This is a genomic window from Vulcanisaeta sp. JCM 16161, from assembly GCF_001316285.1.
Genome location: NZ_BBDO01000001.1, coordinates 304,640 through 330,492, shown reverse-complemented (window position 1 = coordinate 330,492; position 25,853 = coordinate 304,640). Strand labels below are relative to the sequence as shown.

The 25,853-nt window shown below is 44.9% G+C and carries 41 protein-coding genes and 3 pseudogenes; 20 read left to right on the top strand and 24 right to left on the bottom strand.

Going from position 1 to position 25,853, the window contains the following annotated elements:
• Positions 1-23: 23 nt before the first annotated feature.
• The 6 genes and pseudogenes from JCM16161_RS14085 to JCM16161_RS14075 all read right to left on the bottom strand — a co-directional run bounded on the left by JCM16161_RS14085 (position 24) and on the right by JCM16161_RS14075 (position 2,712).
• Positions 24-185: a hypothetical protein gene (locus tag JCM16161_RS14085; RefSeq protein WP_243668575.1), complete on the bottom strand. Its 162-nt coding sequence runs from the start codon at positions 183-185 to the stop codon at positions 24-26.
• Entirely contained in the window at positions 152-1,003 is an 852-nt protein-coding gene (locus JCM16161_RS02000; protein WP_054854822.1) for an NAD(P)/FAD-dependent oxidoreductase, read from the bottom strand. The genes JCM16161_RS14085 and JCM16161_RS02000 overlap by 34 nt, the downstream gene beginning before the upstream one ends.
• Before the next feature lie 17 nt (positions 1,004-1,020).
• On the bottom strand, positions 1,021-1,170 hold the full coding sequence (locus JCM16161_RS14080; protein WP_243668573.1) for a hypothetical protein: 150 nt from the start codon (positions 1,168-1,170) through the stop codon (positions 1,021-1,023).
• Between the two features lie 28 nt (positions 1,171-1,198).
• Complete coding sequence (locus tag JCM16161_RS01995) at positions 1,199-1,441, bottom strand: FAD-dependent oxidoreductase (RefSeq protein ID WP_054854821.1); 243 nt, start codon at positions 1,439-1,441, stop codon at positions 1,199-1,201.
• A complete protein-coding gene (locus JCM16161_RS01990) occupies positions 1,438-1,923 on the bottom strand; it encodes a C-GCAxxG-C-C family protein (RefSeq protein ID WP_243668572.1) in 486 nt (161 codons plus the stop codon). The genes JCM16161_RS01995 and JCM16161_RS01990 overlap by 4 nt, the downstream gene beginning before the upstream one ends.
• Positions 1,904-2,712, bottom strand: a pseudogene (locus JCM16161_RS14075) (DUF169 domain-containing protein). Before JCM16161_RS14075 ends, JCM16161_RS01990 begins: the two are co-directional and overlap by 20 nt.
• Before the next feature lie 171 nt (positions 2,713-2,883).
• Here JCM16161_RS14075 and JCM16161_RS01975 point away from each other — a divergent pair.
• Positions 2,884-3,189: a 50S ribosomal protein L14e gene (locus JCM16161_RS01975; RefSeq protein ID WP_054854817.1), complete on the top strand. Its 306-nt coding sequence runs from the start codon at positions 2,884-2,886 to the stop codon at positions 3,187-3,189.
• A gap of 76 nt (positions 3,190-3,265) precedes the next feature.
• Here JCM16161_RS01975 and JCM16161_RS14070 read toward each other — a convergent pair whose 3' ends face one another.
• The 4 genes from JCM16161_RS14070 to JCM16161_RS14055 all read right to left on the bottom strand — a co-directional run bounded on the left by JCM16161_RS14070 (position 3,266) and on the right by JCM16161_RS14055 (position 4,465).
• Positions 3,266-3,418 (bottom strand): hypothetical protein, encoded by a 153-nt coding sequence (locus JCM16161_RS14070; protein ID WP_243668570.1) that lies wholly within the window; start codon positions 3,416-3,418, stop codon positions 3,266-3,268.
• The gene (locus JCM16161_RS14065) at positions 3,400-4,056 is read right to left on the bottom strand and encodes a mandelate racemase/muconate lactonizing enzyme family protein (RefSeq protein ID WP_243668568.1); all 657 of its coding nucleotides are present in this window, start codon (positions 4,054-4,056) and stop codon (positions 3,400-3,402) included. The genes JCM16161_RS14070 and JCM16161_RS14065 overlap by 19 nt, the downstream gene beginning before the upstream one ends.
• A 128-nt stretch (positions 4,057-4,184) precedes the next feature.
• Positions 4,185-4,358 (bottom strand): hypothetical protein, encoded by a 174-nt coding sequence (locus JCM16161_RS14060; protein ID WP_243668566.1) that lies wholly within the window; start codon positions 4,356-4,358, stop codon positions 4,185-4,187.
• The gene (locus JCM16161_RS14055) at positions 4,325-4,465 is read right to left on the bottom strand and encodes a hypothetical protein (RefSeq protein WP_243668564.1); all 141 of its coding nucleotides are present in this window, start codon (positions 4,463-4,465) and stop codon (positions 4,325-4,327) included. Before JCM16161_RS14055 ends, JCM16161_RS14060 begins: the two co-directional genes overlap by 34 nt.
• Before the next feature lie 75 nt (positions 4,466-4,540).
• Between JCM16161_RS14055 and JCM16161_RS14050 the strand changes: the two genes are divergently transcribed.
• The 6 genes and pseudogenes from JCM16161_RS14050 to JCM16161_RS01945 all read left to right on the top strand — a co-directional run bounded on the left by JCM16161_RS14050 (position 4,541) and on the right by JCM16161_RS01945 (position 8,104).
• Positions 4,541-4,780, top strand: coding sequence for a hypothetical protein (locus JCM16161_RS14050; protein ID WP_243668562.1), 240 nt, complete (start codon positions 4,541-4,543; stop codon positions 4,778-4,780).
• A gap of 53 nt (positions 4,781-4,833) precedes the next feature.
• Entirely contained in the window at positions 4,834-5,277 is a 444-nt protein-coding gene (locus JCM16161_RS14045; RefSeq protein ID WP_243668698.1) for a hypothetical protein, read from the top strand.
• A 47-nt stretch (positions 5,278-5,324) separates the two neighbouring features.
• Positions 5,325-5,834, top strand: a complete 510-nt coding sequence (locus JCM16161_RS01960) for a 30S ribosomal protein S11 (protein ID WP_243668559.1) — start codon at positions 5,325-5,327, stop codon at positions 5,832-5,834.
• A gap of 73 nt (positions 5,835-5,907) precedes the next feature.
• Complete coding sequence (locus JCM16161_RS01955) at positions 5,908-6,522, top strand: GNAT family N-acetyltransferase (protein WP_243668557.1); 615 nt, start codon at positions 5,908-5,910, stop codon at positions 6,520-6,522.
• Between the two features lie 206 nt (positions 6,523-6,728).
• Positions 6,729-7,660, top strand: a pseudogene (radA, locus tag JCM16161_RS01950) (DNA repair and recombination protein RadA).
• Between the two features lie 87 nt (positions 7,661-7,747).
• Positions 7,748-8,104, top strand: a complete 357-nt coding sequence (locus JCM16161_RS01945) for an aspartyl protease family protein (protein ID WP_054854881.1) — start codon at positions 7,748-7,750, stop codon at positions 8,102-8,104.
• A gap of 26 nt (positions 8,105-8,130) precedes the next feature.
• Here the strand turns inward: JCM16161_RS01945 and JCM16161_RS01940 are convergent, their stop codons facing one another.
• Positions 8,131-8,520 carry a hypothetical protein gene (locus tag JCM16161_RS01940; RefSeq protein WP_054854815.1) on the bottom strand — a complete coding sequence of 130 codons (390 nt, stop codon included), beginning with the start codon at positions 8,518-8,520 and terminating at the stop codon, positions 8,131-8,133.
• Positions 8,521-8,914: 394 nt separating this feature from the next.
• Here JCM16161_RS01940 and JCM16161_RS01935 point away from each other — a divergent pair, with 394 nt between their 5' ends.
• The 3 genes from JCM16161_RS01935 to JCM16161_RS14040 all read left to right on the top strand — a co-directional run bounded on the left by JCM16161_RS01935 (position 8,915) and on the right by JCM16161_RS14040 (position 11,354).
• Positions 8,915-10,159 (top strand): hypothetical protein, encoded by a 1,245-nt coding sequence (locus JCM16161_RS01935; RefSeq protein WP_243668555.1) that lies wholly within the window; start codon positions 8,915-8,917, stop codon positions 10,157-10,159.
• 410 nt (positions 10,160-10,569) lie between these two features.
• A complete protein-coding gene (locus JCM16161_RS01930) occupies positions 10,570-11,121 on the top strand; it encodes a hypothetical protein (protein ID WP_054854813.1) in 552 nt (183 codons plus the stop codon).
• Complete coding sequence (locus JCM16161_RS14040; protein ID WP_243668553.1) at positions 11,118-11,354, top strand: hypothetical protein; 237 nt, start codon at positions 11,118-11,120, stop codon at positions 11,352-11,354. The genes JCM16161_RS01930 and JCM16161_RS14040 overlap by 4 nt, the downstream gene beginning before the upstream one ends.
• Positions 11,355-11,419: 65 nt before the next feature.
• Here the strand turns inward: JCM16161_RS14040 and JCM16161_RS01925 are convergent, their stop codons facing one another.
• From JCM16161_RS01925 to JCM16161_RS01920, 3 genes are all read right to left on the bottom strand, one after another.
• Positions 11,420-12,205 (bottom strand): hypothetical protein, encoded by a 786-nt coding sequence (locus JCM16161_RS01925; protein ID WP_054854812.1) that lies wholly within the window; start codon positions 12,203-12,205, stop codon positions 11,420-11,422.
• A 463-nt stretch (positions 12,206-12,668) separates the two neighbouring features.
• Entirely contained in the window at positions 12,669-12,845 is a 177-nt protein-coding gene (locus JCM16161_RS14035) for a hypothetical protein (RefSeq protein ID WP_243668551.1), read from the bottom strand.
• 37 nt (positions 12,846-12,882) lie between these two features.
• Positions 12,883-13,533, bottom strand: coding sequence for a hypothetical protein (locus tag JCM16161_RS01920; RefSeq protein ID WP_054854811.1), 651 nt, complete (start codon positions 13,531-13,533; stop codon positions 12,883-12,885).
• Between the two features lie 85 nt (positions 13,534-13,618).
• On the opposite strand from JCM16161_RS01920, the gene JCM16161_RS01915 reads away from it, so the two are divergent.
• The 4 genes and pseudogenes from JCM16161_RS01915 to JCM16161_RS14025 all read left to right on the top strand — a co-directional run bounded on the left by JCM16161_RS01915 (position 13,619) and on the right by JCM16161_RS14025 (position 15,914).
• Positions 13,619-14,716, top strand: coding sequence for an ATP-binding protein (locus tag JCM16161_RS01915; protein ID WP_054854810.1), 1,098 nt, complete (start codon positions 13,619-13,621; stop codon positions 14,714-14,716).
• A 26-nt stretch (positions 14,717-14,742) separates the two neighbouring features.
• Entirely contained in the window at positions 14,743-15,204 is a 462-nt protein-coding gene (gene ribH, locus JCM16161_RS01910) for a 6,7-dimethyl-8-ribityllumazine synthase (RefSeq protein WP_054854809.1), read from the top strand.
• A 142-nt stretch (positions 15,205-15,346) separates the two neighbouring features.
• Positions 15,347-15,577 carry a hypothetical protein gene (locus tag JCM16161_RS14030; protein ID WP_243668549.1) on the top strand — a complete coding sequence of 77 codons (231 nt, stop codon included), beginning with the start codon at positions 15,347-15,349 and terminating at the stop codon, positions 15,575-15,577.
• Positions 15,526-15,914: pseudogene (locus tag JCM16161_RS14025) on the top strand (inosine/xanthosine triphosphatase). Before JCM16161_RS14030 ends, JCM16161_RS14025 begins: the two are co-directional and overlap by 52 nt.
• A gap of 50 nt (positions 15,915-15,964) precedes the next feature.
• Here JCM16161_RS14025 and JCM16161_RS01895 read toward each other — a convergent pair.
• The 8 genes from JCM16161_RS01895 to JCM16161_RS01875 all read right to left on the bottom strand — a co-directional run bounded on the left by JCM16161_RS01895 (position 15,965) and on the right by JCM16161_RS01875 (position 20,068).
• Positions 15,965-16,531 carry a DUF998 domain-containing protein gene (locus JCM16161_RS01895; protein ID WP_054854806.1) on the bottom strand — a complete coding sequence of 189 codons (567 nt, stop codon included), beginning with the start codon at positions 16,529-16,531 and terminating at the stop codon, positions 15,965-15,967.
• A gap of 46 nt (positions 16,532-16,577) precedes the next feature.
• On the bottom strand, positions 16,578-17,057 hold the full coding sequence (locus JCM16161_RS14020) for a M24 family metallopeptidase (protein WP_243668547.1): 480 nt from the start codon (positions 17,055-17,057) through the stop codon (positions 16,578-16,580).
• 66 nt (positions 17,058-17,123) lie between these two features.
• Positions 17,124-17,768: an aminopeptidase P family N-terminal domain-containing protein gene (locus JCM16161_RS14015; RefSeq protein ID WP_243668545.1), complete on the bottom strand. Its 645-nt coding sequence runs from the start codon at positions 17,766-17,768 to the stop codon at positions 17,124-17,126.
• Between the two features lie 44 nt (positions 17,769-17,812).
• On the bottom strand, positions 17,813-18,259 hold the full coding sequence (locus tag JCM16161_RS01885) for a hypothetical protein (protein ID WP_054854805.1): 447 nt from the start codon (positions 18,257-18,259) through the stop codon (positions 17,813-17,815).
• A 131-nt stretch (positions 18,260-18,390) separates the two neighbouring features.
• Positions 18,391-18,804 carry a (Fe-S)-binding protein gene (locus JCM16161_RS14010; RefSeq protein WP_243668543.1) on the bottom strand — a complete coding sequence of 138 codons (414 nt, stop codon included), beginning with the start codon at positions 18,802-18,804 and terminating at the stop codon, positions 18,391-18,393.
• A 187-nt stretch (positions 18,805-18,991) separates the two neighbouring features.
• A complete protein-coding gene (locus JCM16161_RS14005) occupies positions 18,992-19,321 on the bottom strand; it encodes a hypothetical protein (protein WP_243668541.1) in 330 nt (109 codons plus the stop codon).
• Between the two features lie 95 nt (positions 19,322-19,416).
• A complete protein-coding gene (locus JCM16161_RS14000; RefSeq protein WP_243668539.1) occupies positions 19,417-19,584 on the bottom strand; it encodes a hypothetical protein in 168 nt (55 codons plus the stop codon).
• On the bottom strand, positions 19,571-20,068 hold the full coding sequence (locus JCM16161_RS01875) for a hypothetical protein (RefSeq protein WP_243668537.1): 498 nt from the start codon (positions 20,066-20,068) through the stop codon (positions 19,571-19,573). Before JCM16161_RS01875 ends, JCM16161_RS14000 begins: the two co-directional genes overlap by 14 nt.
• A 117-nt stretch (positions 20,069-20,185) precedes the next feature.
• Between JCM16161_RS01875 and JCM16161_RS01870 the strand changes: the two genes are divergently transcribed.
• From JCM16161_RS01870 to JCM16161_RS01860, 4 genes are all read left to right on the top strand, one after another.
• Positions 20,186-20,611 (top strand): translation initiation factor IF-2 subunit beta, encoded by a 426-nt coding sequence (locus JCM16161_RS01870; RefSeq protein ID WP_054854804.1) that lies wholly within the window; start codon positions 20,186-20,188, stop codon positions 20,609-20,611.
• An 88-nt stretch (positions 20,612-20,699) separates the two neighbouring features.
• Entirely contained in the window at positions 20,700-21,896 is a 1,197-nt protein-coding gene (locus JCM16161_RS01865) for a radical SAM protein (RefSeq protein ID WP_243668535.1), read from the top strand.
• A complete protein-coding gene (locus JCM16161_RS13995) occupies positions 21,878-22,351 on the top strand; it encodes a hypothetical protein (protein ID WP_243668533.1) in 474 nt (157 codons plus the stop codon). Before JCM16161_RS01865 ends, JCM16161_RS13995 begins: the two co-directional genes overlap by 19 nt.
• Positions 22,352-22,423: 72 nt before the next feature.
• The gene (locus JCM16161_RS01860; protein ID WP_054854803.1) at positions 22,424-23,557 is read left to right on the top strand and encodes a hypothetical protein; all 1,134 of its coding nucleotides are present in this window, start codon (positions 22,424-22,426) and stop codon (positions 23,555-23,557) included.
• Here JCM16161_RS01860 and JCM16161_RS01855 read toward each other — a convergent pair.
• Positions 23,547-23,975: a CBS domain-containing protein gene (locus JCM16161_RS01855; RefSeq protein ID WP_054854802.1), complete on the bottom strand. Its 429-nt coding sequence runs from the start codon at positions 23,973-23,975 to the stop codon at positions 23,547-23,549. The genes JCM16161_RS01860 and JCM16161_RS01855 overlap by 11 nt on opposite strands.
• 460 nt (positions 23,976-24,435) lie before the next feature.
• On the opposite strand from JCM16161_RS01855, the gene JCM16161_RS13990 reads away from it, so the two are divergent.
• Positions 24,436-24,840, top strand: coding sequence for a hypothetical protein (locus JCM16161_RS13990; RefSeq protein ID WP_243668531.1), 405 nt, complete (start codon positions 24,436-24,438; stop codon positions 24,838-24,840).
• Between the two features lie 311 nt (positions 24,841-25,151).
• Here JCM16161_RS13990 and JCM16161_RS13985 read toward each other — a convergent pair whose 3' ends face one another.
• Positions 25,152-25,328: a hypothetical protein gene (locus JCM16161_RS13985; protein WP_243668529.1), complete on the bottom strand. Its 177-nt coding sequence runs from the start codon at positions 25,326-25,328 to the stop codon at positions 25,152-25,154.
• Positions 25,329-25,484: 156 nt separating this feature from the next.
• On the opposite strand from JCM16161_RS13985, the gene JCM16161_RS01850 reads away from it, so the two are divergent.
• A complete protein-coding gene (locus JCM16161_RS01850) occupies positions 25,485-25,850 on the top strand; it encodes an AbrB/MazE/SpoVT family DNA-binding domain-containing protein (RefSeq protein WP_054854801.1) in 366 nt (121 codons plus the stop codon).
• Positions 25,851-25,853 lie beyond the last annotated feature (3 nt).

Here is a 25,853-nt window from a genome sequence, read left to right as displayed (position 1 = left end):
AATAAAATATATATTTAGTAAGACTACCTCTTGGGTAAGTACACATTACTTCCCGTGGATAATTCCACGGCATCTATAAAGAGCTCTGTGAAGACAGGGTGCGAGAATACCCATTCCTTCACCTCATTGAGTGTTAGCCCCTTCCTAATGGCTATTGCTGCCATATTAACGATCTCCGAGCCCACGGGCCAATCATGTGAAAGCCAACGATTCTCTTACTAACCTTATCAGCCACGATCTTCGTCCAGCCATAAGGCTTATTATACGCTATTGCCCTGTAATTTATGGCATTCGGCATCTTGGTAACCACGTACCTTGGGTCATCCTTACCTGCCACAACCCCTACAGAAGCCACCTCTGGGTCTGAAAACACGACCATGGGTACCAAGTCATAGTCAATCCTCGAATTTAAACCTGCCGCGTTCTCTGCAGCTACGATACCCTGAACCTTAGCCACGCTGGCTAGCATGTACCTGCCCGTTACATCGCCTGCTGCGTAGATGTTCGGTATGTTTGTTCTTGAATGTTCATCAACCACAATGGCGCCGTTCCTAACCTCAACACCAACACCCTCGAGATTAAGACCCTCAGTATTCGGCACCCTACCAACCGCAACCAAGACCTTATCAACCTTAATTGACTCGCCATTGGATAAACGTACAACCTTATTGCTTGGATCCACCTCCGTTACAGACGTGTTAACTTTAACATCGATTCCGTAGATTTCCCTCATTACCCTATTGGCTAAGTAATTACCTAATTCAGGGTCCGTAAATGTTGGTAGTAATCTATCCATGATCTCGGCAATTATGACCTTAGACCCAAGCTTATGAAGTAGTGTCCCTAGTTCAACGCCTATTGCTCCACCGCCAATAATTAGTATACTTTCGGGAATTGCGTCAAGAGAAAAGAAGTCATCGCTAGTTATGGCAAAGCCACTCCTTAATCCCTCTTCGATTCCTCTTATCGGTGGTATTTTGGGTCTGGAGCCCGTCGCTATCAATATACTCCTAGCCTCTATTATTGAATCGCCAACCCTAACGGAGTCGGGGACCTCAACCTAGCCTCACCAATCAATACCCTAATACCCCAACTCGGAAATACCCTGAATACGTACCACGCAATTATCTGGTTAATTAATTGATCCTTAGCCTTAAACATGGCCTTCACGTCAAGCTTGGCGTTGGCGACTAAACCCTCACTGCAGGTACTTAATTAATTCATGATAGTGATCGGCTATGTACAACAACTTCTTCGTTGGTACGCAACCAACATTTACACAGGTCCCGCCCAACCTATCCCTATTCTTCTCTATGAGCAGTACCTTAAGCCCTAATTGCGCGGCACGCACGGCGGCGTCGGCGCCGGCTGTTCCAGAGCCTATGACTACGAGGTCCCACCTCACGCCTTCAGCCTCTTTGCCGGTGATCTCAACGCTCATTTAGAATCACCCAGTAATGACCTCAGGGTTATCTCAACGGACTTCCTAACAATGACGGTGCACTTTTTCCTCTGCTCAGGTGATACTAAGTCAAACTTAGGATTTAGATCCTTACAATTCGGCGACCCAAACATATTTATGAATTGCCTATAGACATCCGCGACCTTGTTGTGAAGCTCGAGATGATATGCTATGAAGGGCTCGCTCGCTTGCTTATTACCCTTCTCCATATCTATCTTCTTTTTCATGTAAATGCTAACGGCAGCTACTGAAGCCCATAGGGCACCACAGAGGTGTCCAGAACCGCTTAAGCCACCGGCAAAGCCTATCGATACCGCCAGTAACTCTGGCGATGCCTTAATGTTTAAGGCCTCAAGTAGGGCCACGAATGGTGAGTACGCGCAGTTCTCGGTCTCAATGAGTAATTGCGTGGCCCTCTCCTTAGCATTTTTAATTACTTGCTCAACCTCCTCGCTCCTCACCAGCACCACCCCTTTCCTTCCTCACCCTCTCATCGACCTCCTTAAGGAACCTGTCATATAAATGCCCAATAACTGGTATGGCGCTAAAGTCAACCCTATAAAATATGCTCGGCATTGGTGGGTAAACAATGAAGTTTGTCTTGTTCTGTTCCTTAAGAGCATCAATAAGATCGCCCAGCAGACTTGCTGGAGTAACAAAGAGCATTTCATAGTCCTCCACATGCCCAACAATCCTATCACCATAACCAGGTAATGCGAGTCTCGGTTTGCCAGTAAGTAAAACCTCAGCAACCGCCGTGTCAGACCCAGCCTTACCACTGGCGCTCAGCGTAACCTTCTCACCACTAATATATACGTACGCAGTGACTAACTTCACCATTTGACCTGGCGTTCCATATATCATCACGACCTGTGGTTCGTAAAAAAACATTATCCAGAGGCATTGTCAACAATGCCTTATACCTACACTGGCAGCCTTGGTAAACTATTATCAAGCGCCTTACCGGCCTCCTTCGTCCTCGTGTAAAGACCATGGCTAAGGCTACCATCAAGGAAGTAATCAGGTGGTTCGGCAAATCCAAATATTATTATTTCACCGGGGCACGCCATATCCTCCAACGTAGCCGCCATACCCATGCCATAATACCTAGCCGCAGCTGTCATTTGGCAAAACGTTAGCTTTCTACGGAAATGCCTAAGAGGGCGAAATGCACTAATACCGGCCTCGTCAGGATCCCTATCCAATAATGCAACACCAACAGGCTTTGTTCTAAGCCTAAGTATCTCCATTAAATCATTTGAATAACGTCTATATCTCTCAAGAACTTCCTGAGAACCTACGGCCATTAATAATTAATTACTTAATAATTTATAAGTAGCGTATGTACATAATCTATATATTATTATGATTAGTGAAGTAATCCATGAAATGCTTATAAAGCCTCACACTACCCGTGCTTGATGCCTAGGGTATTCGACATTGGTAGGGTATGCGTGAAGGTTGCCGGTAGGGAGGCTGGTAGGAAATGCGTTATTGTGGATATTAAGGATGAGAATTTCGTAATAATAACGGGGCCAAAATCCTTAACAGGCGTTAAGAGGAGGGCCGTCAATGTGAAGCACATCGAACCAACGGAGTATAAGATAAACATTAAGAAGGGGGCCAGTGATGAGGAGGTCCTCAAGGCGCTTGAGGAGGCTAACCTAGTTGACTACATGAAGCAGGTTGTTAAGCCTAAATTAAGCATGATACCAACACAGCAGTAATAATCAGTTGGTTCGTTTTCTTCATCAATTTCACGCTTGGGGCTCACTCATCACCTAGGCTAAGGCGCAGTATTCCTCATTTAATTTTTAATTTCTTAAAGGAACTCCTTAACCTCGTTGGATCCTTCGCATGCTCTACGGCAACTCTCTCGTTCAGCTCAACCCCAAGGCCTGGTCTCTTCTGCGGTGTTATGTAGCCATCCTTTATTATCATGCCCTCCTTAACCATGTCAGGCCACCAGGCAGGTCAATGGCATGCCACTCAATGGCTATGAAATCCCCTATTGTGGCTGCCACGTGGGCGTTGGCCATGGTTCCTATTGGGCTTGAGATATTATGTATTGCGACTGGCACGTAGTACTCCTCGGCTAAGTAGGCTATCTTCTTCATCTCGAGTAGTCCGCCGAGCCTCTGCACATCAGGGTGTATGATGTCTGTGGCTCCTTTCTCAATCAATTCCCTAAACTGCGAAAGCCTATACAGCTTCTCGCCAGTGGCTATGGGCACCGGCGACTTAAGCCTAACCTTCCTCATGGCATCGATGTTCTCAGGCGGTACCGGATCCTCAAACCAAAACACGTCGTACTTAGCCAACTCCCTGGCTATGGCTATGGCTGTGGGCACACTAAATGCCCAATGCCCATCAATCATTATATCAACATCGTACTTAACGGCATCCCTAACCCCACCTATGAATGAAGTCACGAACTTAACAATCCTCATGCTAAAGGTCCTATCAAACTCGGTCTCCATCATGCCCTCCGGCACATCAACATCGAACTTAATGTACCTAAACCCCATGCTCATTGCCTCCCTGGCCCTCTTTATGTAATTCTCAACGTTGTAGGCAACCTCAGTACTGGCCAACTCGACCCACCTCTTACCACCTGTCTCAATGATACCCGCGCCAGCGTGTAGGTCCGCGTAAACCGCGACCCTATCCCTAACCTTACCACCAAGTAGTTCATAGACAGGAAGACCCGTTAACTTACCCTTTAAGTCCCAGAGGCTGTTTCTAAGCCACTAATTGCATTATTAACAACACCCCACTCGGAGTTTGGTATGTGCTTCCTAATGAGTCTCAACAGATACTCAACATTGACCTCCCTACCCTTAATCAACTCCTCAGCTCTCTTCAAGACCTCCTTAATACCGGGCCCCTGTGGCACTCCCCATAACCAACAAGGCCATTACTAAGCTCAACCTTCACAATGGGCCACTCGAAATTCCCCATAACGGTTAAAACCCTAATTGATTTAATGGTTGGTTCACTCATACTTAGCTACCGATGTACTAATCATTAATAAGTATTTCAGGTGGATAAAGCATTAATAGTTTAATGCGTTCTTAGGTGGGTATGGAGGTAAACATCATCGGTTTAATAGATAATACGTACCTTAGGCCGTACGGTTCAACGAGGGAGATTGAGGCTTTGATTGAGGATACGGCTAGGTACGGCGCGTATTCAATAACGATAAACCCAGTATTTCTTCGGTACGCCAGGGAGTACATGGCTCGTAAGGGTTATAATTTCAAGGTTGTTGCCGTGGTCGACTTCCCATTTGGCGCCGGCACCACTGAGCTAGGGTAGACGCCATTAAACGTTACTCGCAGTATGCTGATGAGCTTGATATCGTGGCTCCAATGGGCCTTGTTAAGTCTGGGCTTTGGGGTGAGGTTGAGCATGATATAAATACCGTGGTTGAGGCGGCGCATGGGGAGGGTAGGGTCATAAAGGTTATTGTGGAGGATGCCTACACGACTAGGGAGGAGAAGCTTGAGTTGTATAGGATCGTGATGCAGTCTGGGGCTGACTTCATAAAGACGAGCACCGGGTTTGAGGAGAAGGAGTACGCGGAAAGAATCGGCAATAAAACCGGAGCCCAAATCGAGAATGTCAAGTTAATGGCCGAACTCTCCAGGAAGTACAACCCAAAGATCGGGATTAAGGTTGCTGGCGGTATAAGGACTTATCAGCAGGTTCTTGACCTGCTACGCGTTTCTGAGAGGGAACCTGACCCCATGAGGTTTAGGGTTGGCACTAGCCACATGATGAGCATTATCGAGAGCATGAGAGGCAGTCATTAGTCAATAGCGAGAAAATTTATAAAATGAGTTAAAATGCCAACCACCGAATGTCAGAGAGAAACACGGAAAAGGCTACTGAGGAGGTTCAGGGAGAGGCACAGCCAGCCCAGCCAGTACCGCCACAACCAACGCAGCTACCCGAGATAAAACCAACGCAGGTTAGCGGGGCTAGGAAGCTTAGGTGGGGCGTCGCGTACGTTTACTCCAGCTATAATAATACAATAATAATAATCACGGACTTAACAGGCGCCGAGACCGTGGCCAGGGTCAGCGGCGGACAGGTGGTTAAGGCCGATAGGGATAAACCCAGCCCATACGCCGCAATGATGGCTGCCTACAAGGCCGCCCAAATAGCCATGAGTAGGGGCATTAATGCAGTGCACATAAAGGTTAAGGCGCCAGGTGGTTACGGCCCAAAGACCCCGGGCCCCGGTGCAGCTGCCGCCATTAGGGCCTTGGCCAGGGCTGGCTTAATAATTGGCCGTATAGAGGATGTGACACCAATACCGACGGATACCATTAGACCACCTGGAGGTAGGCGTGGTAGGAGGGTATAAGTCAATTTATTACTACCTATATCTATTCCCTTTAACTTAACCTAGTTAAGTACCACTAGCCTGGGTGTTTTTCGTGAATTGTGATGGGCCAATCACCGTCCTCATAGGTGGTAGGGAGTTGATGGGCCATGCAGAGCCTATATTGAGGGATTTCTTTGGCTCGGCCTATAGGTACGCAAGGGCAGTCGTTGATTATGGAGTCGGCTCTGTGGCATTGGCCGTTATTAATAGTTCGAGTGTTGGCGCCGCCGTTTATTACGGTATTAACGTCGGCTCTGTTAAGTTATGCGTTATTTACTACATAGCTGTTATTGAGGAATGCAGGGGCTTGGGTATTGGTAAGATTTTAATGAGTAGTATTGAGGAGGTTTGCGCCGATTCTGATGCTTATGTTGCAACCACGTGGTTCGGTAATGAACCTGCCGATAGGCTTTATAAGTCGTTGGGCTACGTTGGTTATACCTGGGATGAGTTAAGGAGGTTAATTGGTAAGAGGGCTGTTGATAGGTTACTTAAGGCCACCTGTGGTTATGATGATGACATAGCCTATGTAAAGCCCGTAATGGTGAGTAATGATGTACTGAGCATTCTTAGGCGTATTGTCGAGGGCGAGGGTAATGACGTTGATAGGCTTTGGCGCGAGACATGCCTGGGTGTTTGGCTTAGGATTAGGGCTGGCCTTCGATGAACTCCCTGCATCATCACTGCTTAGTTTTTTTAAGTAATAACCATTTATTTTTAGTGGAGAATATGCCAAAGGGGAGGAGAAAGGTGCAGGAACAGGAAGTTGAGGAAGAGAAGGAGGAGGAACCGGTCGAGGAGGTTGAGGACACGGGCGAGGAGAGCGGTGAGAAGAGTACCGTCGTTACTGCAACGGTTAGTGGCGGTTATCCCATGATTGACGTTGAGGAAATTGAGGGTGTTGGTAGGGTCACGGCTCAGAAGCTTAGGGAGGCCGGCTACAACACAGCTAGGGACGTGGCCTTTGCAAGCGTTAAGGAGTTAGCGAGATACTTGGTAGTGAGGATAGGGCTAAGCAGATCATCGCCGCTGCCCAGAAGCTCATTGGCTTGACGCCATTCATAACAGCCTACGAGCTTTACGAGAAGAGGAGGGGCATTAGGAGGATTAGCACTGGCGTTAAGTCACTTGATGAGTTACTTGGTGGTGGCATTGAGACCAAGGCCATTACGGAGCTTGTCGGTGAGTTCGGCAGCGGCAAGACTCAGCTTTGCCATCAATTGAGCGTAATGGTTCAATTGCCCGAGGATAAGGGTGGGCTTAAGGCTAAGGCCCTGTATGTCGATACGGAGAACACCTTCAGGCCTGAGAGGATAATGCAGATGGCTAAGTACAGGGGTTTAGATCCACAGGAGGCTCTCAAGAATATTCTCTATGCCAGGGCTTACAACAGTGATCACCAAATGATGATTATTGAGGAGAGTAAGAAGATCATTGAGAAGGAGAACATCGGCTTAATAGTCATTGACTCATTAGTGGCCCACTTCAGGAGTGAGTACCCAGGTAGGGAGAACCTGGCTGAGAGGCAGCAGAAGCTTAATCACCACATTGCCCAGTTACTTAGGATTGCGGATATTTATAACGTGGCGGTGGTAGTCACAAACCAAGTGGTTGCACAGCCAGACGTATTCTTTGGAAACCCGCTCAAGCCTGCTGGCGGTAATGTGATTGCTCATGGAGCCACGTATAGGGTTTGGTTGAGGAAGGGTAAGGAGAATGTCAGGATTGCCAAGATCTTCGACTCGCCATACCACCCCGAGAGGGAGGTTACGTTTAGGATTACTGAGGAGGGCGTTGTTGATTAAAACAATCACCATCAAACACCAATTTAGGCGTGTATGTTATACTTCATGATTAAAACTATTTAATTAAGGTAATTTATGAATGCTTTAATGGGTTTTGTTAAGGTTAGGGCTGGCATATTCAATCCATCAGCGCCAGAGAGGACTGTGGAGGTTGATGGTATTGTAGATACTGGTGCTATTTATACCGTTATACGTAGGGACATACTTGAGGAGCTTGGAATAAAACCAAGTAGGAGAAGGAGGTTTAAGGCATTTGGTGGTTATGTGGAGCGTGATGTTGGGGAAGCAGGCTTAATACTCATGGGTGAAAGGAGGGTTGTACCTGTAATATTTGGTGAGACTGAGGATACGGTGGTAATTGGCGTAACCGCACTCGAGATTTTTGGGCTTGAGGTGGATCCGGTCAGGGGAACGCTTAAGGAGGCTGAATTACTCCTGCTTTAACTCCCTAGTCCACGACCAAACCTAATTTATACGTTGTTGAGCCTTTCGATTAACGAATCCTCATCACCCAAATACCTAATGTCAATCCTCTTCTCAAAACTAATCAACTCAAAATTAAGGCCCAAATCCCTTGCATACCTATAAACCTCCATCAACTCCTCCCTACTCGGTCTCCTAGCCAACTCCCTAAACTCCGGGTTAAACCTTGGTGAATTCGGGTCCGTCTCATTCTCCGGCCTGTACTGATCCATAATGTTAACTAGAACCCCGGGCATGTTATCAGCAATCCACCTAAGCACGGGCTTAGTATCATCCTCGATGTGGCCCGGCATTACCAAGTGCCTAATTATCATGTCCTCACCCCAGTCATAAATGAGCTTGTGATTCCTCGAGACAACCTCGAAGTACTTCGGCACCCTGGAAATCCTAAAGGCGCACTTATCATTGCCATACTTAAAATCGGGAAACTATTATAGATTGTGGCTAGCTCTGAACGTGAAGTACGTGCGTGACGTATTTATAAGCTTTAGTGAGAGTTAATGTTTAGTGATGGGTGCACGTGCATTTACGGAGCGTGATGATGTAGAAAAAAATAGTATTAATAATAAAGGATAGGCTAAAAATGGCTACAAGCCTTACTCAGTTTAATGATGTAGAATTCAATGAAAGTAAATATTTTCTTAAACGAGAACTTCTTAGCAGGGTATATGAAATTAATTTGGATAACTTTGAAAATTTGCGATATGCGATGTTAATTCATCATCATAACCTAGTTACATAAATAACTTAGCGCATTTACTATTAAATGCGTTGGAGGTGGGGCAGTATAATATTGAAATGCTGGATAGTGGCATTAAAATAATACCTCGAGCGAGCGATAATGACCTTAAGGACGCATATATTCTTGTTACCTCAGTTAAACCAGTATTAATAATCACTAAAAATATTTACACAGACGTAAAGATAATCGGTAATTCAGGGTTATCGACGTTTAAGGTTATTCAGGCGGTGGCTGGCTTATTACTTGATGGTTCAATAGTCAGGGGAAAGCTTGTATATACATCTAATAGTCCAGAACTTATTGCTTCAGCCATGCCAATATTTTCAGATTTCATAAATATATTTAATGGTAAGCCGACGCACCTGAATTTCCAAGTGCGTGGTGCTACGCTGACCGTAGATGGTAAATTGCATCCAAGTTATGCCTTAATGTCGCCGCCAATTAATGGCTTGAATTCTTACACAAAAGAAACCTTTATGAAAATGATAGCTACGAATACAGGTTTACTCTTTGCATACGCCACGGATGGTCTAGGAAACTATGATAGTGGCATTCATGTCGGTTACGCAGTCTCAGATGCATATAAGATAAATAATATACCAGCCCCTAAATGGCTTGCAAAAAGAATCGAAGTAATAACTAGTTTACCTGTTAAATATATTTATGATGATCAAATACGCTTTGACGAAGAAAATGCGCGTGTTTTCGCTTGGTTAATTCTACGTGAACTTTCAGAAATTAATAATACAGCAATTAGGTTACCGCTTACATTGTTTTACAGAATTCATGATTTAATTAATCATGTCGCACTGTCATATAAAGGCAAGGCGTTAGCATCTATTGACATAAAAATACCTCTGAGTAATGGTGCAAAGAGCGTTAAATTGCATACTGAATATCGTAGCACGTATAGGTTCAATATCGGTGTATCATTTGCTGAAGAGACAAAGCAATTCGTGGAACACATAAATGCGATTCTTAAAGAATTTAATGTTGGTTCAAATTTAAATTATTACCTTTACAGTAGAGGCGCCATGATCACCGTACCCAAAGGCGTACTTCCTGCATTTTTAGGCATTGCGAACTTTTCAATTACGCCTCAATCTAATAAGCTCATAAGCACGATTAATACAGTAAATAATATTAGCTATAAGGCGTATGAGGTTTTTCAACGCTTTGCAATAAGAAATGAATTATTGGAATACTTAAATTACATTAAAGAATATGGAAACCCATACCATTTCTATTCAGAGAGCTTGGGAATTAGTATATAGTTGCCGTGCTTCGTTTGTACTAATTCTCGTTCATGTAATAAATTTATGAGTAGAATTAAAGAAAAGTTAAAAGCTCATGAGCTGAATTTAGGAATTATTGATTAGGTTGTCGTGGTTTGGCAATGTGTTTAGTCTCCCTTATTGCCTCGAATTGCTTGAGCCTGAAGACACTTTTAGAGCCCTCGCCTATATTACTGTGCCCTAATTAATCTATAGAAGATATTTTTAAACCCAGCCAACACTAATGTATTGGTGGTCTAGGTGAGCTGGGCGCGCCAACGTGGTTAAGGGCCCTCGTAGTAATAGGCATAGTGGCAATAGTCCTCTTGGTTGTGGTGGTTGCGAGCCCGCATGTGAAGCCCCTACAGCCGGTAGCTAAGTCCCTTGGGTTGGTCTAGGTAAGGACGCAGGTGGAGGCGATTTACGTGAACCACACCGTGTACGTGAACAAGACAATAGTTAAGTACGTGAACAAGACAGTGCCGGTATACATAAACAGGACCGTCTACGTTTACGTGCCTAGCAATGCGAGTGGCTCTGTGGATCCGATGAATGATAGTGCACTGTGCTTTGGGAAGATGGTAGTGCTGAATAATGGTACGGCGTGGCTCGCAGGTGCAATAATGATACCGCAATACGTAGCGCAAGTCTTGGCTCCGTATGAGGGCTTTGGGAATAACGCAACGGCCGTGCTCTGCCCGCCAGGTACCCCGGCTGTTGTTGCCAACGGTACTACTTGGTGCTATCCAGGCATAGACATATCCGTGGGATGGCCTCCATCTCAGAACAATGATATGGATTACGCGGCTGAAGTCATAAACGGCACGTACATGTTTACGGCCGCATTACCGCTTAGGGAGGTTAACGGCTACTACATGACAGCTTCCTATACATATTGGGCGGGACATACAACAGTAAGAATGGAATGGAGGTATTTCAGAATGGGGTTTGGACATACGTGAATTCATTGCTTATTGCCTACTTTACCTATACACCGAATGGCACAATAACCATGACCGGGCCATGCAGTATCGGAGTACTTGGGCCATTCACGCCTAGTGAGGCTGAGCAGCAGTTACTGCCATTGCCACTATGGCAGTGGTATAGGATGATCGCAGGCGTGAACAGCACTAACTATACCTTTGTACACGAAGTCGATTTACTGTGGCAGCTCCTATCTAGCTCTAGCTCATAATACAAAAAGAGGGTAAAAACGATATTTTAAAAAAAATTAAAAACTAAACATTATTTTGAACTGCATCACAGAGGCATGACATAGTGAGGAGGTCTGTATGTGCTACTCGTCCCACCACTATTGAGCGATCCAGTACCTCCACTGTTTGGCTGGCCGTTATAGGTTATTATGGTGTATGGCAAGCCATCTACGTTTGTATGAGTAGCGGTGAAGCCGCCATATGCTTGGAGATTTCCTGGTGACCTAGCTGGAAGCTGAGTTCCATCTAAATAGCGCCCAGTCATTCCGGTGGGTCCTAAGTCATTGTTACTGGTTGTGGTTTGTTGGGTCATTGATGTCGTTGTTTGTTGGACTCCTCCACCTCCGCCTCCTCTGCCGCCTCCGCCATCGCCGTTGTTATTTCCGTTGTTGCATGTTACTTGGAATACCACTGATTGCCCTGGGCTTGCCATTGTTTGGCTTGGCGTTATGCTGCACTGCTGAAAGCCCGGCGGGACTTCGGTTATGTATGCGTTTATCGTTGTTGGCCCTGCTACGTAGATATTGAATGTGGTTGTTGAGTAGCCGTTTGCTGTGCCATTCGGCCAAGTGATCAGCCACGCGGCGCCTAGTGGGTCGTTTACGGTTATCGTTACTGGCCCTGCATAATCGCCATTGAGTACCCGCTGACCTTCACTGGCTCGCAAATGCTTGGGTTTTTCAACATAGCATACCACCACCATCGAGGGCTTTGCTGGGTATATTGCGTTCCACCACTGGTTGTGGAAGAGGGTTGGGGATTTAACGCTTATTACCTGGCCGTTGGCCAGGAGCACCTGCTTAACGAAGAACTGCTCAGTGCCGGTATTCACGACTGTGAAGGGTTATTTAGCTTCACATTAACATATATGATTTTAGCCATAATATCCCATCTATGCTCGACCTACCCATCATGGTGATTAAACGGCTGAAGACAATGCACCTAGGGCGTAAAACCACTCTACGCGAGGATTACCAAGCTAGTGGACGTATTCTTCAATTGCATTAATAGGCACAGCACCAACTCAACAAGCACGATTAGAATAACTAAACGAACGATAATTGCCGATTCAAGCAAGGATGTACAACGTGAATAATATTCTTCTAACTCCAGGCGCAGTGTATTAATTTCCAACTTACTCGGGATTATTTGTAAAATTTAACATAAATTAAACTCCATGAAAAAGAAATAGTGTTCTTACCATAGGCGATGCGGTAATACGGGAGCACGTGAATATAATTTTTCGGCGCATAAGGCATAGGCGTTATTGTTCAGTGCGTAAGTCTTAATGTAGTCTAAATGTCCATCAAGACCCTAAGCAGTTTCGTGGTTTCTACGGTCATGTAGAAGTTGCTATTCCATAGCATGGGCACGTTAAGCTCATTGCCGTAGAACGCCCAATCCCTGGAGAAGTTGTAGGGTATGAAGTCCGCCTTAACCGAGAGCACGGCATCGTACTCCTCCTCACTCAATTCATCAAGACTTTAATGCCATCCCTGGCAATAAGCCTTATCGCCTCAGCGATATTGTGTAGGTGCGGCGTTGGTTCGCCACCGACCAATTGATGTTGTGGACGCCCTCAAGCCTGAGTATTATGGCTGACGAGGCTATCTGCCTTGGGTTCATGGTAATGCCGTTGAACCTATCCCTACTTATGTCAGCATTTTGGCAGAAGGCACAGCGGAAGTTACAGGATGTGAAGAATATAGTCCCAGAACCCATCACGCCACGAAGTGGTAATTCCTCACCAAGGTGGTGGAAGTACGTGGATACCCTACTTGTGGAGTCAAGCATGCAGACACCAAGCCTCTTACCACCCGTCCTATCAACCCTACAACGCCACTCACAAAATTCGCAATGCCTAATCATCCTTCTAGTGATTTCGGCGATCAGGTCTAGCAGTGATGGTGATGCCTTAGGCATGCTCCTAATATCCACCTCATTATTTCTGACCCTTCGCCATAACTCGAGGAAGTCCTTTAGGGCCCTATCAAACTCCCTCCACAACTCACCCTCACTTAACTCGGTTACTTTCTCGTTAACAGGTATTCGCGCGGCTATTAAGTACTTGGCTGGCTTCCTGTTAATGGCTACTTCATAGTACCAGGGCAGTTTATCCCTAATGTACTTCCAAATCCATAACCTTGAGAAATTAAGCACTGAGGTTATGCATTATTAAGACTTTAAAACGCTTACAACGTGGCAAAGTTTAATAACTACATAGGTATGTAGTTACTACATAGGTATGGCGTTTCTTGATAGACCTGCTGAGGACCCAAGCGAGCTATATGATAGGGAGGCCGAGATCAAGCAATTAAGATTTTCAGCATTGAATAGGGCGGTCACATTGGTGGTTGGCTTTAGGCGTGTTGGTAAAACATCACTTGTTAAAGCCGCCACAAAGGATATAGTTAGGGTATATATTGATGCAAGGAGGTTTGAGGGCATGGCCTACATGACTGTCAGAGACTTCCTAAATGAATTCGCAAAATCCTTAAGTCAATTATTGCCATTTAGCCGAAGGCTAATCGATTTTCTAAGTAGGGTTAGGGGTTTATCAATAATGGGCCTTACTATCGAGTTTAGTGGGTCAGCCAGGGATATATCAATACCATCATTATTTGATGCTCTTAATGATTGGGCACTATCGGAGGGTAAGCACCTTGTCGTGATAATTGATGAGGTTCAGGAATTGAGCAGAATGAGAGGTTTCAATTTACTTCCAGTATTTGCCTATGTATATGATAATTTGAGGAATATATCCTTCATCTTTGCTGGGTCTAAGGTTGGCATGCTCTATAATTACCTGAGACTTAATAATCCAGATTCACCGTTGTATGGTAGATACATGGAGGTAATAGAGTTAAGGCCCTTTACACGTGAGCAGTCGCTGGACTTTCTAAGGCGTGGGTTCGATAAGGCGGGTATCGCCGTTAGTGAGAATATAATTGATAGGGCTGTGGATGAATTAGATGGCGTTGTTGGTTGGTTATCACTATTTGGTCTCACATACATCAGTAATCCAGGGCCTGAGGCTCTTAATAGAACTATAAGCATAGCCTCGGGTATTGTTGAGGAGGAGTTTTGTAATTTCGTTAGGGCCATGGGCTCTAGGAGGTACGTGCTCGTAATTAACGCTCTTAAGCAAGGTGCCACATGGTCTGAGGTTAAGAGGTATCTTGAGTTGAGGGAGGGTAGGCCAATAAGTGATAGCGAGGTTACGAAGCTCCTAAGGAGACTTGTGGATAATGGATTTATAATGAAGGTTGATAATCAGTACGTGATCGCTGATCCAATACTTAGGAGGATTAGTGATAGGGTTAGGTGTCGGGATAAGCTTTAATTTGGACCTGCCCTATCCCCGGTTGTATGGCGGATAGGGTTAGGCTTGCGATTGTGGTTGCGGAGTTTAACTACGACATTACATACCTAATGCTTCAGAAGGCCCTTGAGCATGCGAGGTTTTTAGGTGCTGAGGTTACCTACGTGGCTAAGGTGCCGGGTACATACGACATGCCCATAGTGGTTGACGAATTGCTTAGGAGGGATGATGTGGATGCCGTGGCGGCGATAGGCGCTGTTATTCAAGGCGAGACAAAGCATGACGAGGTCGTGGCTCACCAAGCAGCTAGGAAATTAATGGACTTGTCCGTGGAGCATAAGAAGCCTGTTGGCATGGGGATAATCGGTCCTGGGGCCAATAGGATGCAGGCGCTGGAGAGGGCTGAGGAATATGCGAGGAGGGCTGTGGAGGCCGCGGTTAAGCTTGCAAGGAGACTTGAGTTACTGAGGGGTAGTAAGTACACGGGTACCACGGTATTCATAGAGTAAGCCATGGTTGCGTTAAATTTATTGAATTAATTCATTATGAAGTTTCGATTCAGCATTGGAGTCACTCCTCACTCATCGGTAGGCGACTAAGCATCATCACATGTTAGAACCCTTATAACCCCTAGATTTATCTTTACTTGCCGTGATACTCGTAGCCCTTGGTTCAAGGAACCCAAATAAGGTTAGGGGTACGGAATTGGCGTTTAGACTTGCGGGCTTTAGGGTTAGCGTGGTTCCTATTGAACCACCTGGCGACTTATCTCCCGAGCCATTGGTTTTGACGAAACCATTCACGGGGCTATTAGGAGGGCGAAATACGCGATTAATGCGGTACGAAATGCCGAGTTCGGCGTTGGTATTGAGGCTGGGATAATCAAGGTTGAGGGTTTTGATGAGGGTATTGATATTACGATTGCCGTGGTAATGGATAAGGATGGCAGGGTAACCCTTGGCATAAGCCTGGGTTCATGGTGCCTAGGAAATTCATGAAGGAAGTGCTACGGGGAGTTGAGTTGAATGAGGTCGTTAGTAAGTATTACGGAGAGCCCAATATAGGTAGGAAATATGGATTAATTGGAGCATTAACAAGGAGGTTCATAGACAGGGTTGTACTTAATACAGAGGCCGTATACATGGCATTAATACCCAGGATGCCGTGGAACACGGAATTATTTGAGACTGAACGTCGTGGCCAGGCAGAGTGGAGGTAAGAATAGTCTTACCTCCACTCTCCCAGTCCAGGCTTTGACAGACAATGTTATTATTTAATCATGTGCTTAATCTCGAGGTACGTCATCACAGCTACCCATAGGTCTATCACCGCTATTCCGTAGGCCTCCTCGGTAGCTGCTGATGGCCATGGAATTATCAACGCTATTGATGGCGCTATGATTCCGAGAAGTAACGAGAATAGCCCAAGCCTTTTATCCTTGGCCATTAATGAGCCGATGCCCCACGTGATTAATGCCAGATCCATTTGGGTGAAGAACCAGGTTGATACGAAAACATGAGGCCTGGTTCCCTCATGGTAAATACCTATTAATGCCAGGAATAGCCCTGCAATGAGCACGAAGGCTGAGGCAAAGTCCTCGACCTTATTCCTCGATATTAACAATAGGTTTATTGAGTATAGGTCTACGAACATTGACGTTATTATTAATCCATAATTGTAAATCCAGGGGTCGGTAGCGTATGGCCCACCTAAATCGCTGAAGGCGTTTTTGGTGAATACGAACCAGGGATTAACAATTATGCTAATGGCTATGAATAGCCAGGCAAGCACTGCAGCGATTATCCCTGTATATGTTAAGAGTTGCTTAACGTTCACGAAAAATGTAATTAATAATACTGACTTACTTATATGCTTAATTGGGTTAAATCTCGACCACTAATGACTCGGTATCCCTTGGGTAATACGTTATCACCTCAATGTAATCCTCATGAATAACTACCGTATCCGAATGCCTAAACCCGCCAAGGCCATTTATGTATATGCCTGGCTCAACCGTAATTACCATGCCCGGCTTAAGTACGGTTTCATCACCAATATCGAGGAATGGCGCCTCATGACCCTCCAACCCCAGGCCGTGTCCACTATGGTGCAGTAGGTGTTCGGCCACTCCGAGCTCCTTGGCGGTCTTTATAACTGCCCTATCAACATCGGAAGCCTTAACCCCAGGTTTCAGCGCATTTAACGCTGCGTCCTGAAGCTTGAGCACCATTTCGTGGTACTTAATCACGTCACTGCCAGGCTTACCAACGAAGAGATTCCTCTCAAGTTCAGCCATGTAACCGCCAACATCTGCGGTCGCGCCAGTCACCAGAACATCACCAATTTTAATAGGTCTCTCCACACTTATTGAGTGTGGGTAAGCGCCATGCTCACCAACCTGGCCCCTAAAACCCGCGTAGCAGGGTACTCAGACCTCAAGCTTATACCCAGGTCCCAAGGCCTTCTTCATCATTATGGAAGCATCAAGGGAGGCCCTTAGTGAGATCTCGTAGTCATACATGCCAGGCGCCGTGTAATCCTGAAGCAGTGAGTGGGCGAGATTCGCCCACTTGGCGCTCTCCCTGAGTAGATCGATCTCCACATCGCTCTTTATTAACCTCATGGAGTAAATATCGTCTGATATACTCACGAATTTAGCGCTTGGAAGTAGTTCCGCTAAGTTTGGCCCCTTATAGCCCCAGTAACTTGTGTAACCTGGTGTTGAGTCATAACCAATGGCTGAACTATCCAGGTGCAGTTCCCTGAGCCAATCGGCAAATAATCGCATTGGATGTACCTCACCTGGGTAGTCCCTATATGTGTATACCTTACTCACGAGCTTTGTCTGGCTCAATACATGGTCCCTCTCAAGGAGCGGTCCGAAGAAGTAAATATCGCCATTCCTACGTATGACGACGGCGGCAGGTCTCTCCGTCTGAAGGTAATAAAATCCTGTGAAGTAGGCAATGTTTATTGGATTAATTATGTACGCAGCATCCAGTCTCTTCTCATCCATAACCCTATATAGCAGGTCTAACCTCCTCTCGAATTCCCTAGTTGGTACCGTATACATTTATCTTATTGATGACCCAGATTATTTTAATGGATTACCCATGCCTAACCGAATAGGTTGACCTCAGGCACGTTCTCTGCAGTGGCCTTCTCACTAAGCACGTCATTACTAATTTCAATCACGTACTTAAGCCTCGCAGTATAAACAACATTGTTACCCTCCTCACCTGTTGGCGTTAACGGTATCTCACCAGTAACCCTGGCATAACCCTTCTCCTCATTACCCCTCATTAACTTCCAAACCATGTTAATGCTATACTTACCACCGACATCCTTAACATCCCAGGTCCTCTCACCCGGCGTTAGGCCATAGTCGGTAGAGAAGGACTTAACAAGCTGCATGAAGCTCGTACCTGAATCGTCAAGAGGCACGGATAGGCCAGCCTCCCTAGGCCACCTCTCAAGTCTCTTTCTCCTCGCGTCCTCGTTTGCTGACTTACTTATTTTTATTGGTACTTCCAGGTCCCTCTCATACACGGGTGTGAAGCTCATTAAAAACTACGTAGTGAAGCCAGAATAAAAACACTTTCTTAGACGGTAATCAGCTAACACCTTACTCGTCATTGGTCTGGACAGCCATCGCGTCATCATTAATAATTAATGATAAAAGTCGTTATTTAAACCTACTCCACCTCAATAACCTCATTTATGTCTAGGACCTGGACTACGCCCTCAGCATTCCTACCAAGGTTTGCCAGGCATATTGGGCATACCGTCATTACGGTTTTCGAAAGCTTGGCCAGGTTCTCAATCCTAATCTTGGCAATCTTCCTCGAGAGTTCAGGACTAAGAGACTCAAGTGGTCCTCCGCAGCATGTCGATGTATCCTTACCAGTTATTAACGGGTCTTCAACGTGCTTAATACCTGCATTATCAAGTATTGACCTATAAACGTCATACTTACCCAGGTATCTTGCGTATAGGCATGAGTCATGAATAACCACATCACCACTTATTTTAGGCCTTACCTTAATGCCCTTGATTAGGTCTAGGTAATTCACAACCTCGAAGTCAAGCTTAAAGTAGTTCGGTGCCACATTTGTTAATACATTATGGGTATGTGGGTCGATGGTTATGACCCTCCTAACCCCATACTTCCTAAAGGTTTTAAGGACTGTATTTTCAAAGTACTCCAGGAAGATATCCTCGGCCCCAATTTCATGAAGTAATGCGCCACTGTAGGCTCGTCATCGTAAAGAAAACCGAAGTTTACACCAGCCTTTATCAAGCCTTGGCTATGTTCCTAATTATTCCATTAGCCCTATCAATATCTGCCCTATTAGGCTTTATTACAAAACCAGCAAACCTAGATAGGACACCGGCCAAGCCGCTCAGTGGTGTCCCCCTTATCTTTTCAATCCAGGGCACTAGTTGGTTTATCATTGGGGCCATTTGATACAGGCATGATGTGTAGATTATCGTGTCGCCACCCCTGGGTATGTTCAAGTCCTTCGCCCACTCACTACAGTAGGACTTGTCCATTGGTATTGGCAAACCATTAGAATCAAGGCTTCTTCTCATTATGTCAATTAAGGACCTAACCCAACTCTCCAAAGGAGCCCACCAGCCCTATGTCCCTGCCACGTCTATTTAAGTATTAATTACAATCTGTTTTGTTTTATAATGATTAAAAAATGTCAATGGTGAGCTTACTTACCCTTGAGGTAGAAGGTAACCCTGGACTTATTTATTACTGCATCAAGACTGCAATCACACTTAAGGAGAACCTTCAACAGCCCCAGTAGGTAACCCCTCGTAAATGGTAGACCGGCATCAAGGTCAAAGGGCTCCAGTAATGATACGTTAACGATATGCACCCTTATCCATACTAATGCTTATATTCTCGACGCTCCTCGTTAGGTTCATAACCACGAGCATGTTAATGGCAGTCTCGAGAACCTTACTCATTGCCGCATTTGATGGGATCTCATACTTAGTCCTAAGCATTGTACTTGCCATGGAGAGGCCCATTTCATAACCAAGCTTCGTTAGGAACGCATGAACCTCACCACCACTTTGAACCATATGCATTAATATGCTCCTAAGAATCTCCTTATCGAAGCCCACCAACTCCATCGGCGCCTCATGGCTCGCCCAAATGTCATGAACGCCATTAATACTCCTCAATTTATCAAGGGCGCTTATTGGCAGTGAGTCGCTGAGTCTCATGGCGATGACTCTCTCGGTCTCCGAGGGTATGGATACGAAGACCCACTCAATACTTGCATAATCCTTAATGACGCCGGTTATTTCGTGAAGCATCCCGCGCCTATTGGCGGTCTTAATTACGAGTAAGGTCATTAATGATTTATTAAAACGCAGAGACTTTAAACCAGACTGACCGTGGTTTCAATAAATTATTAACAATGATTACGGGAGGTAAGAATTTATTAAGTAATTAGTTTTTCCAGCGTTGATATGTCGAGTGATGTTAATTATGATGAGCTTTACATGAAGTTATTGGATAAGGCCTACACATTGATAACGCCTAAGATCCAGAGGAGGCAGGAAATACCTAGGTTAAGCATTCAAGTCCAGCCTAAGAAGACAATTATTCAAAACTTCAGGGATGTAGCCCAAAGGCTCAATAGGGATCCAACGCACATAGCTAGGTTCTTCCTTAAGGAGCTGGCACTTCCGGGTAGTATTGAGGGTAATGCCCTTGTTCTATATGCCGAGAGGAGCCCGAGGACCCTTGAGGCTGTTTATGAGAGGTACATTAAGTTCTACGTTGAGTGCCCCGTTTGCCACTCAATAGATACCTACCTTGAGAGGGAGGGTAGGATATACGTGCTTGTGTGCACCGCCTGCGGTGCAAGGACTCCTAGGAAGGGCATTAGCTAACTTTCAATTTCTTGGTTAAAGTTTGCGAAGCCAGTAATTTATATTAATGAAGAAGGGTTTTTATTTACTACAGGTATATAATGGGTCTGTGTCATTCGGCGGTTATCCAATCGTTTTAACGGGCGAGATCGCAACAATGAGCGATACGCACGGGTCATCCGTTGTTGGATTCGCGAGCGCAATACCGGAGAACTACTTTAGGGATTGGGTTGCCCGTAGATTCTTCAGTATTAGGAGTGATAAGAGCGGTAGGGTTTTAAGGGCTCCCTATGGCTTGGCTAAGGTTGAGGCTGCATTACTTGCCCATGGTTATACGAGGAACGACGTGATAATCGCCGATCCTTATAAGCTCGATAAAGTAATTGGACCAAATACACGAATAGTCGGTATATACGTAATGGACCCATTGGGGCTAAGCTATGGCTCGGGAATACTCTACTGGATATTAAAGTTGGCGGACCTGCCATATAGGGGCTTACCGTACATAGCTAAGTCATTCCTCCAGGTCATTAATCATCCAGCAATTAAGAGGCATAGGAATCACATAAAGATTGTAATTGGCGGTCCCGCTGGTTGGCAGATTATCGATACGGGTAGGCAGGGTGAACTCGGCATTGACGTTGTTTATGAGGGTGAGTTTGAGGAGGATGGGCCGCATTTGTTCGATAAAATCATGAAGGGTGAGCCAGTGCCGGGTAGGGTTGTCGCCCATAGGCCTGTGCCTATTGACGTGGTACCGACGATTGTGACCCCATCAATTGGCGGTATGGTTGAGGTTACGAGAGGCTGCGGTAGGGGTTGTCAATTCTGCACACCGACTTTGAGTGGTATGATTAGGTCATTCCCATTTGAGGGACATATTGATAAGGAGATTAAGCTGAACATCGAGGTTGGTGGTTTTAAGGAAATAACGCTGCATAGCGAGGAGTTCTTCAGGTACGGCGCGAGGGGTATTGAGCCTAACCCGGACAAGGTCCTGGACCTAACCGTCAAGGCGTATAAACTGGTTAAGTCCTATGGGGATGATTACGAAATAACGACCGACTTCACAACGGCCGCTGTTGTTAAGTACGCCCCTAAGATGGTTAAGGAGGTTTCAGAGTACATGAATGAGGGCGGTACCTGGCACTTCATCGAGATGGGTATTGAGACTGGCTCCCCCAGGTTATTGAGGCTGCTAATGCAGGTAAGGCACTGCCATACAAGCCTGAGCAGTACCCGGACGTTGTTGAGGAAGCCATTGGAATACTCAATGATAATCACTGGGTGGTTGTTGGCACGATGATTCTCAACTTACCCGGTGAGACTGATGACGACGTCATTAAGAGCCTCGAACTTCTCGATAGGCTTAAGAAGCTCAGGGTTCTCACGTTCCCACTACCCTTCATACCAATGGGCGCACTTAGGAAGAGGGACTTCACAGTGCTTGATAAAATGCTTGATGACCCACTGAGGCGGGAATTCATACTCAAGGCTTTGATTAAGTCCTTTGAGGAGGCCATAGCATTTAGTGACTTAATAGTTAGGAAGGTTGAGAACTTCATTGTTAAGAGACTCATTAAGTACATAGCCATTGGCAGTTTCAACCTGGTGCTTAAGAGGTATAAGGAGAAATTAGGTTCATTGGTTGAGCAGTATGGGGAGTTCAGGGAGAAGCTTAAGGAGGAGGTGAGTAGGGCCGTAATAACCGTGAGGATTGACAAGGACTCTGACGAGCAGGTAAGTGATAACTCGACATGAACCTACCCACCCTCTTTATCTTAACTGTCAATAGTTAGAAACCTTGATAAGGGGCTTTAATGCAGGTTTCATGTGGGGATTAATAATAGGCCTATTGAGGAATTGGACGCTTTAGTCGTTAGGAAAGCCTACTACGTGCTTGGCATTAGCATAGCAGGCCTATCATTAATAATGATTAATTGGCTGGGCGTATCAACCATAATGTTCGACGTAATGACAATAAGGAAGGTCATGCTCAGCGCTATTTATTACGTAATACCCATGGCAACCGCGATGATGGGCTTCGCGGCAACGCAGTTACCGGCAACATTCCTATTCAGTAGGCTTGGTAATAGGGTCTCCATGTTCCTAGGCCTGATACTCAATGGCTTATCCCTCATCTTCTCAACGACCAGTAGTTATCACATGGCATTACTACTTAGGTTCCTTGCCGGTATGGGGCTTGGGCTATACCTAATGCCATCACTTCTGTTGATACTTGGTTGGTGGAGTATTAGGGGATTAACCAGGTGGGTTCAGGTTACCTACCTATCATCAATAGCCATATTAATGCTCACCTCATCGCTCGTGGTAATAGGCATCACGCAGGATACCGCGCTATACCTTGGCGTAGCTTCATTGGCGCTTGCAGTGCTTGTGCTACTTACGATGAAGGATGCCGTGATAATAAAGAGTGTATCGCTAATGGCAGTCATGAATAACCCAGACGTGTTGATGATATCCATAGCCTTCTCAATACCCTGGGGAGCATACCTAAGCCTACTCCCACTGGTTATGAGCATGGGTAATTACCTAGGTGTTGCAGAACTAACGGCACCACTAGCCCTGACGCCACTACTGTATAGGTTTAGGCACTCGTTAAAGGTGGAGAGGCGTAAGGTACTATTCTACCTAACCATGGCCCTTGGCGCTGTGATAATGCCGATGGGGTTGGCCAGGGCTCAGCTATTCATCCCCGTGGCAATAGGCTTTGCATTCACACTAATTCTACTCCTAACGCTATACCTAGTGCATGAGCTCGTGAGCCCAATACTAATTGCTCAATCCACCAGTTACCTATTCACGGTATCATCAATAATAGGTTCAATAATGGGCGTCGTTATGGGCTACGTAGTGCAGTACTTCGGAGTGCTTGGTTGGGTAGTAACTGGGGTTTTAATTATTATATCATCACTCATCTATAGGATACTGAAGATCACTCTCTAACCTTTGGGTACCTCTCAAGTCTCGAAATCTCCCTAACCGCGTCTAGGTCACCGAGTAGGTCCCTAATGGATATTACGCCCACGACCCTATCCTCCTCATCAACAACGATCACATGCCTAACCCTGTAATTAACCATTAAGGAGGCGACGGTGCCCACGGTATCATCAACCCTGGCCCTAACAACCCTGGGACCCATAGTCCCAACCTTACCAACCGGCGTATCAAGCGGAAGCCTATTGGCCAAGGCCCTAATCACATCACGCTCAGTAATTATACCACGCAACTTCATACTATTTAAATCCTCAACAACAACCACAGAGCCAGTATTCTCCTTAGCCATCAAATCCACAGCCTCAATAAACGGCCTATCCTCAGTAATAACCAGGGGCCTCCTTTTAACGAGGTCTATCGCCTTCATACAACCACCAAGAGTAACTAAATTAACTAATTAATAAGCATTATTACATAATCCATGTATATTACCCATTATATATGTAAAATTACATATATAATTCTATATGGGATTAATAAATACTTATATGAATAATTATGTAGTTAATGTAGAGGCCCAAGGCTTATAAGGGGGCTTCAGTGATATTGCCATGGGTGATGAGTAGGGACCTCGCCTGCCAGAGGAGTGACGAGTTTGCCGAGTGCTGAGTCGTAGGTTTCATTCAACCTGTTAATTCCGATCTACTCCTCGTTTTCTATTTCTAAAGGATTTTCTTTACAAATTGAAATAATGAAATAGAAATAAAGAACAAAGTACACCGAAAGTATTACAGGAGTAATCTTTAAAAATATTAAATACTGGCATTACCTATGACGAGGAAAGCCTAGCACTAGTACTACCCGCGCTACTACTCGTAGTAGCACTAATGGCAGGAACAACAATGGCAATGCAGGTAACAAAGATAAAGCCAGACACACCAGGCGTAACAATAATCAAGGAAGTAACAACACTAAAACTAAAGACACTACCATTAAAACATAAAGCTGACCCATTTACACTACCACCTAATTCTGGTGTATTACTTGGACCAGTAACATTAAGTTCAGGTCAAGAATTAGCAGTGTATGTGCAATGGACTCCGTCATCAGCATCATTACTTGTAGGTGTAGTAAATTCGAATACATGGTCAGGATATGGCTATATAGTAAGCGGAGGTTCTGCATTTGTAGTATTTAATCCCGGCCCTGGAACTTGGTATGTTCTCATTTATAACGTAAATTCATATACCGTTACTGTAACAACAGTGTATATATTTATTTTGAATAGTTAAAAGTATCAATCGAAATATTATAATTAGTTAAATTATTTATATATTTAATATTGAAACTGCTGGGCATGCTTATATTTATGTTGTTACATAAAATAAAGAATGCAGTATTATTAACTGATTTAATATAGTGACAGTCTGTTAAGGCAATATTTGTATTGGGATTATTTTTACCATTATTATGCACTATAAAATAATATATTAAATTAAAAGTTATAATTAAAAATATTGCTAAGATAATTAGTGACATTTTCATTTTTCTATTTCTAATGTATTTATAATTATATTTTACGTCATTTTCTTTTATTTTTTTTCTAGTATTTTTTTTCGTCTTTTATTAGTATTTTGTTTAGGTTTACTTTGTCTATTGTTCCTATGTAGTGCCAGGTGTTTCCGTGCTTTATGTATACGTAATTTCCTGCCTTTATTACTACGGTTCCTGGTTTTCCGCATCTTGGGCACATGCCCATGCCTATTGCTCTGCTGGGCATTTGGTTTGTGTTCAATCCCTTCTTTAAATCTCTTTCTGTTCTTTATCTTACGTGAAACCTTTATTTACCACTGTGCATGTTGGTGCTTTTTCAATTTGGTTTCACGTGTTTTCCACGGAGTATTACTTAAGTGTGGTAGTGTTGAGGAACTGATCGGTGGTAGACGTGGTTGTTAGGGTGACTGTACGTAGGAGGTTGGAGAGGTTCAACGTGACCACACTACCCTTCACTGTTAGGGTATACATAAACAACCAAGTCCTGCTACCGGCCAGCCTGGTTAGGGCGTTGGGCATTACTCACCTGAGGTTCGCGGATGTCGAGCTTGAGTATAAGGGCTTCATAATTGAGCTAAAGGGTGTTAGGTTGTTGAGGACTAGGCACACCGACTCTAGGCAGTTCACGATACCGAGAGGCGTTAGGGAGTTGTACGGTATTGGACCCGGCGATATTGTCAAGATACTATCAATAAGGCCTCCAGTTCTGACCATGAGTAATTCAAAAATTATTATGGTAATGAATTAAAAA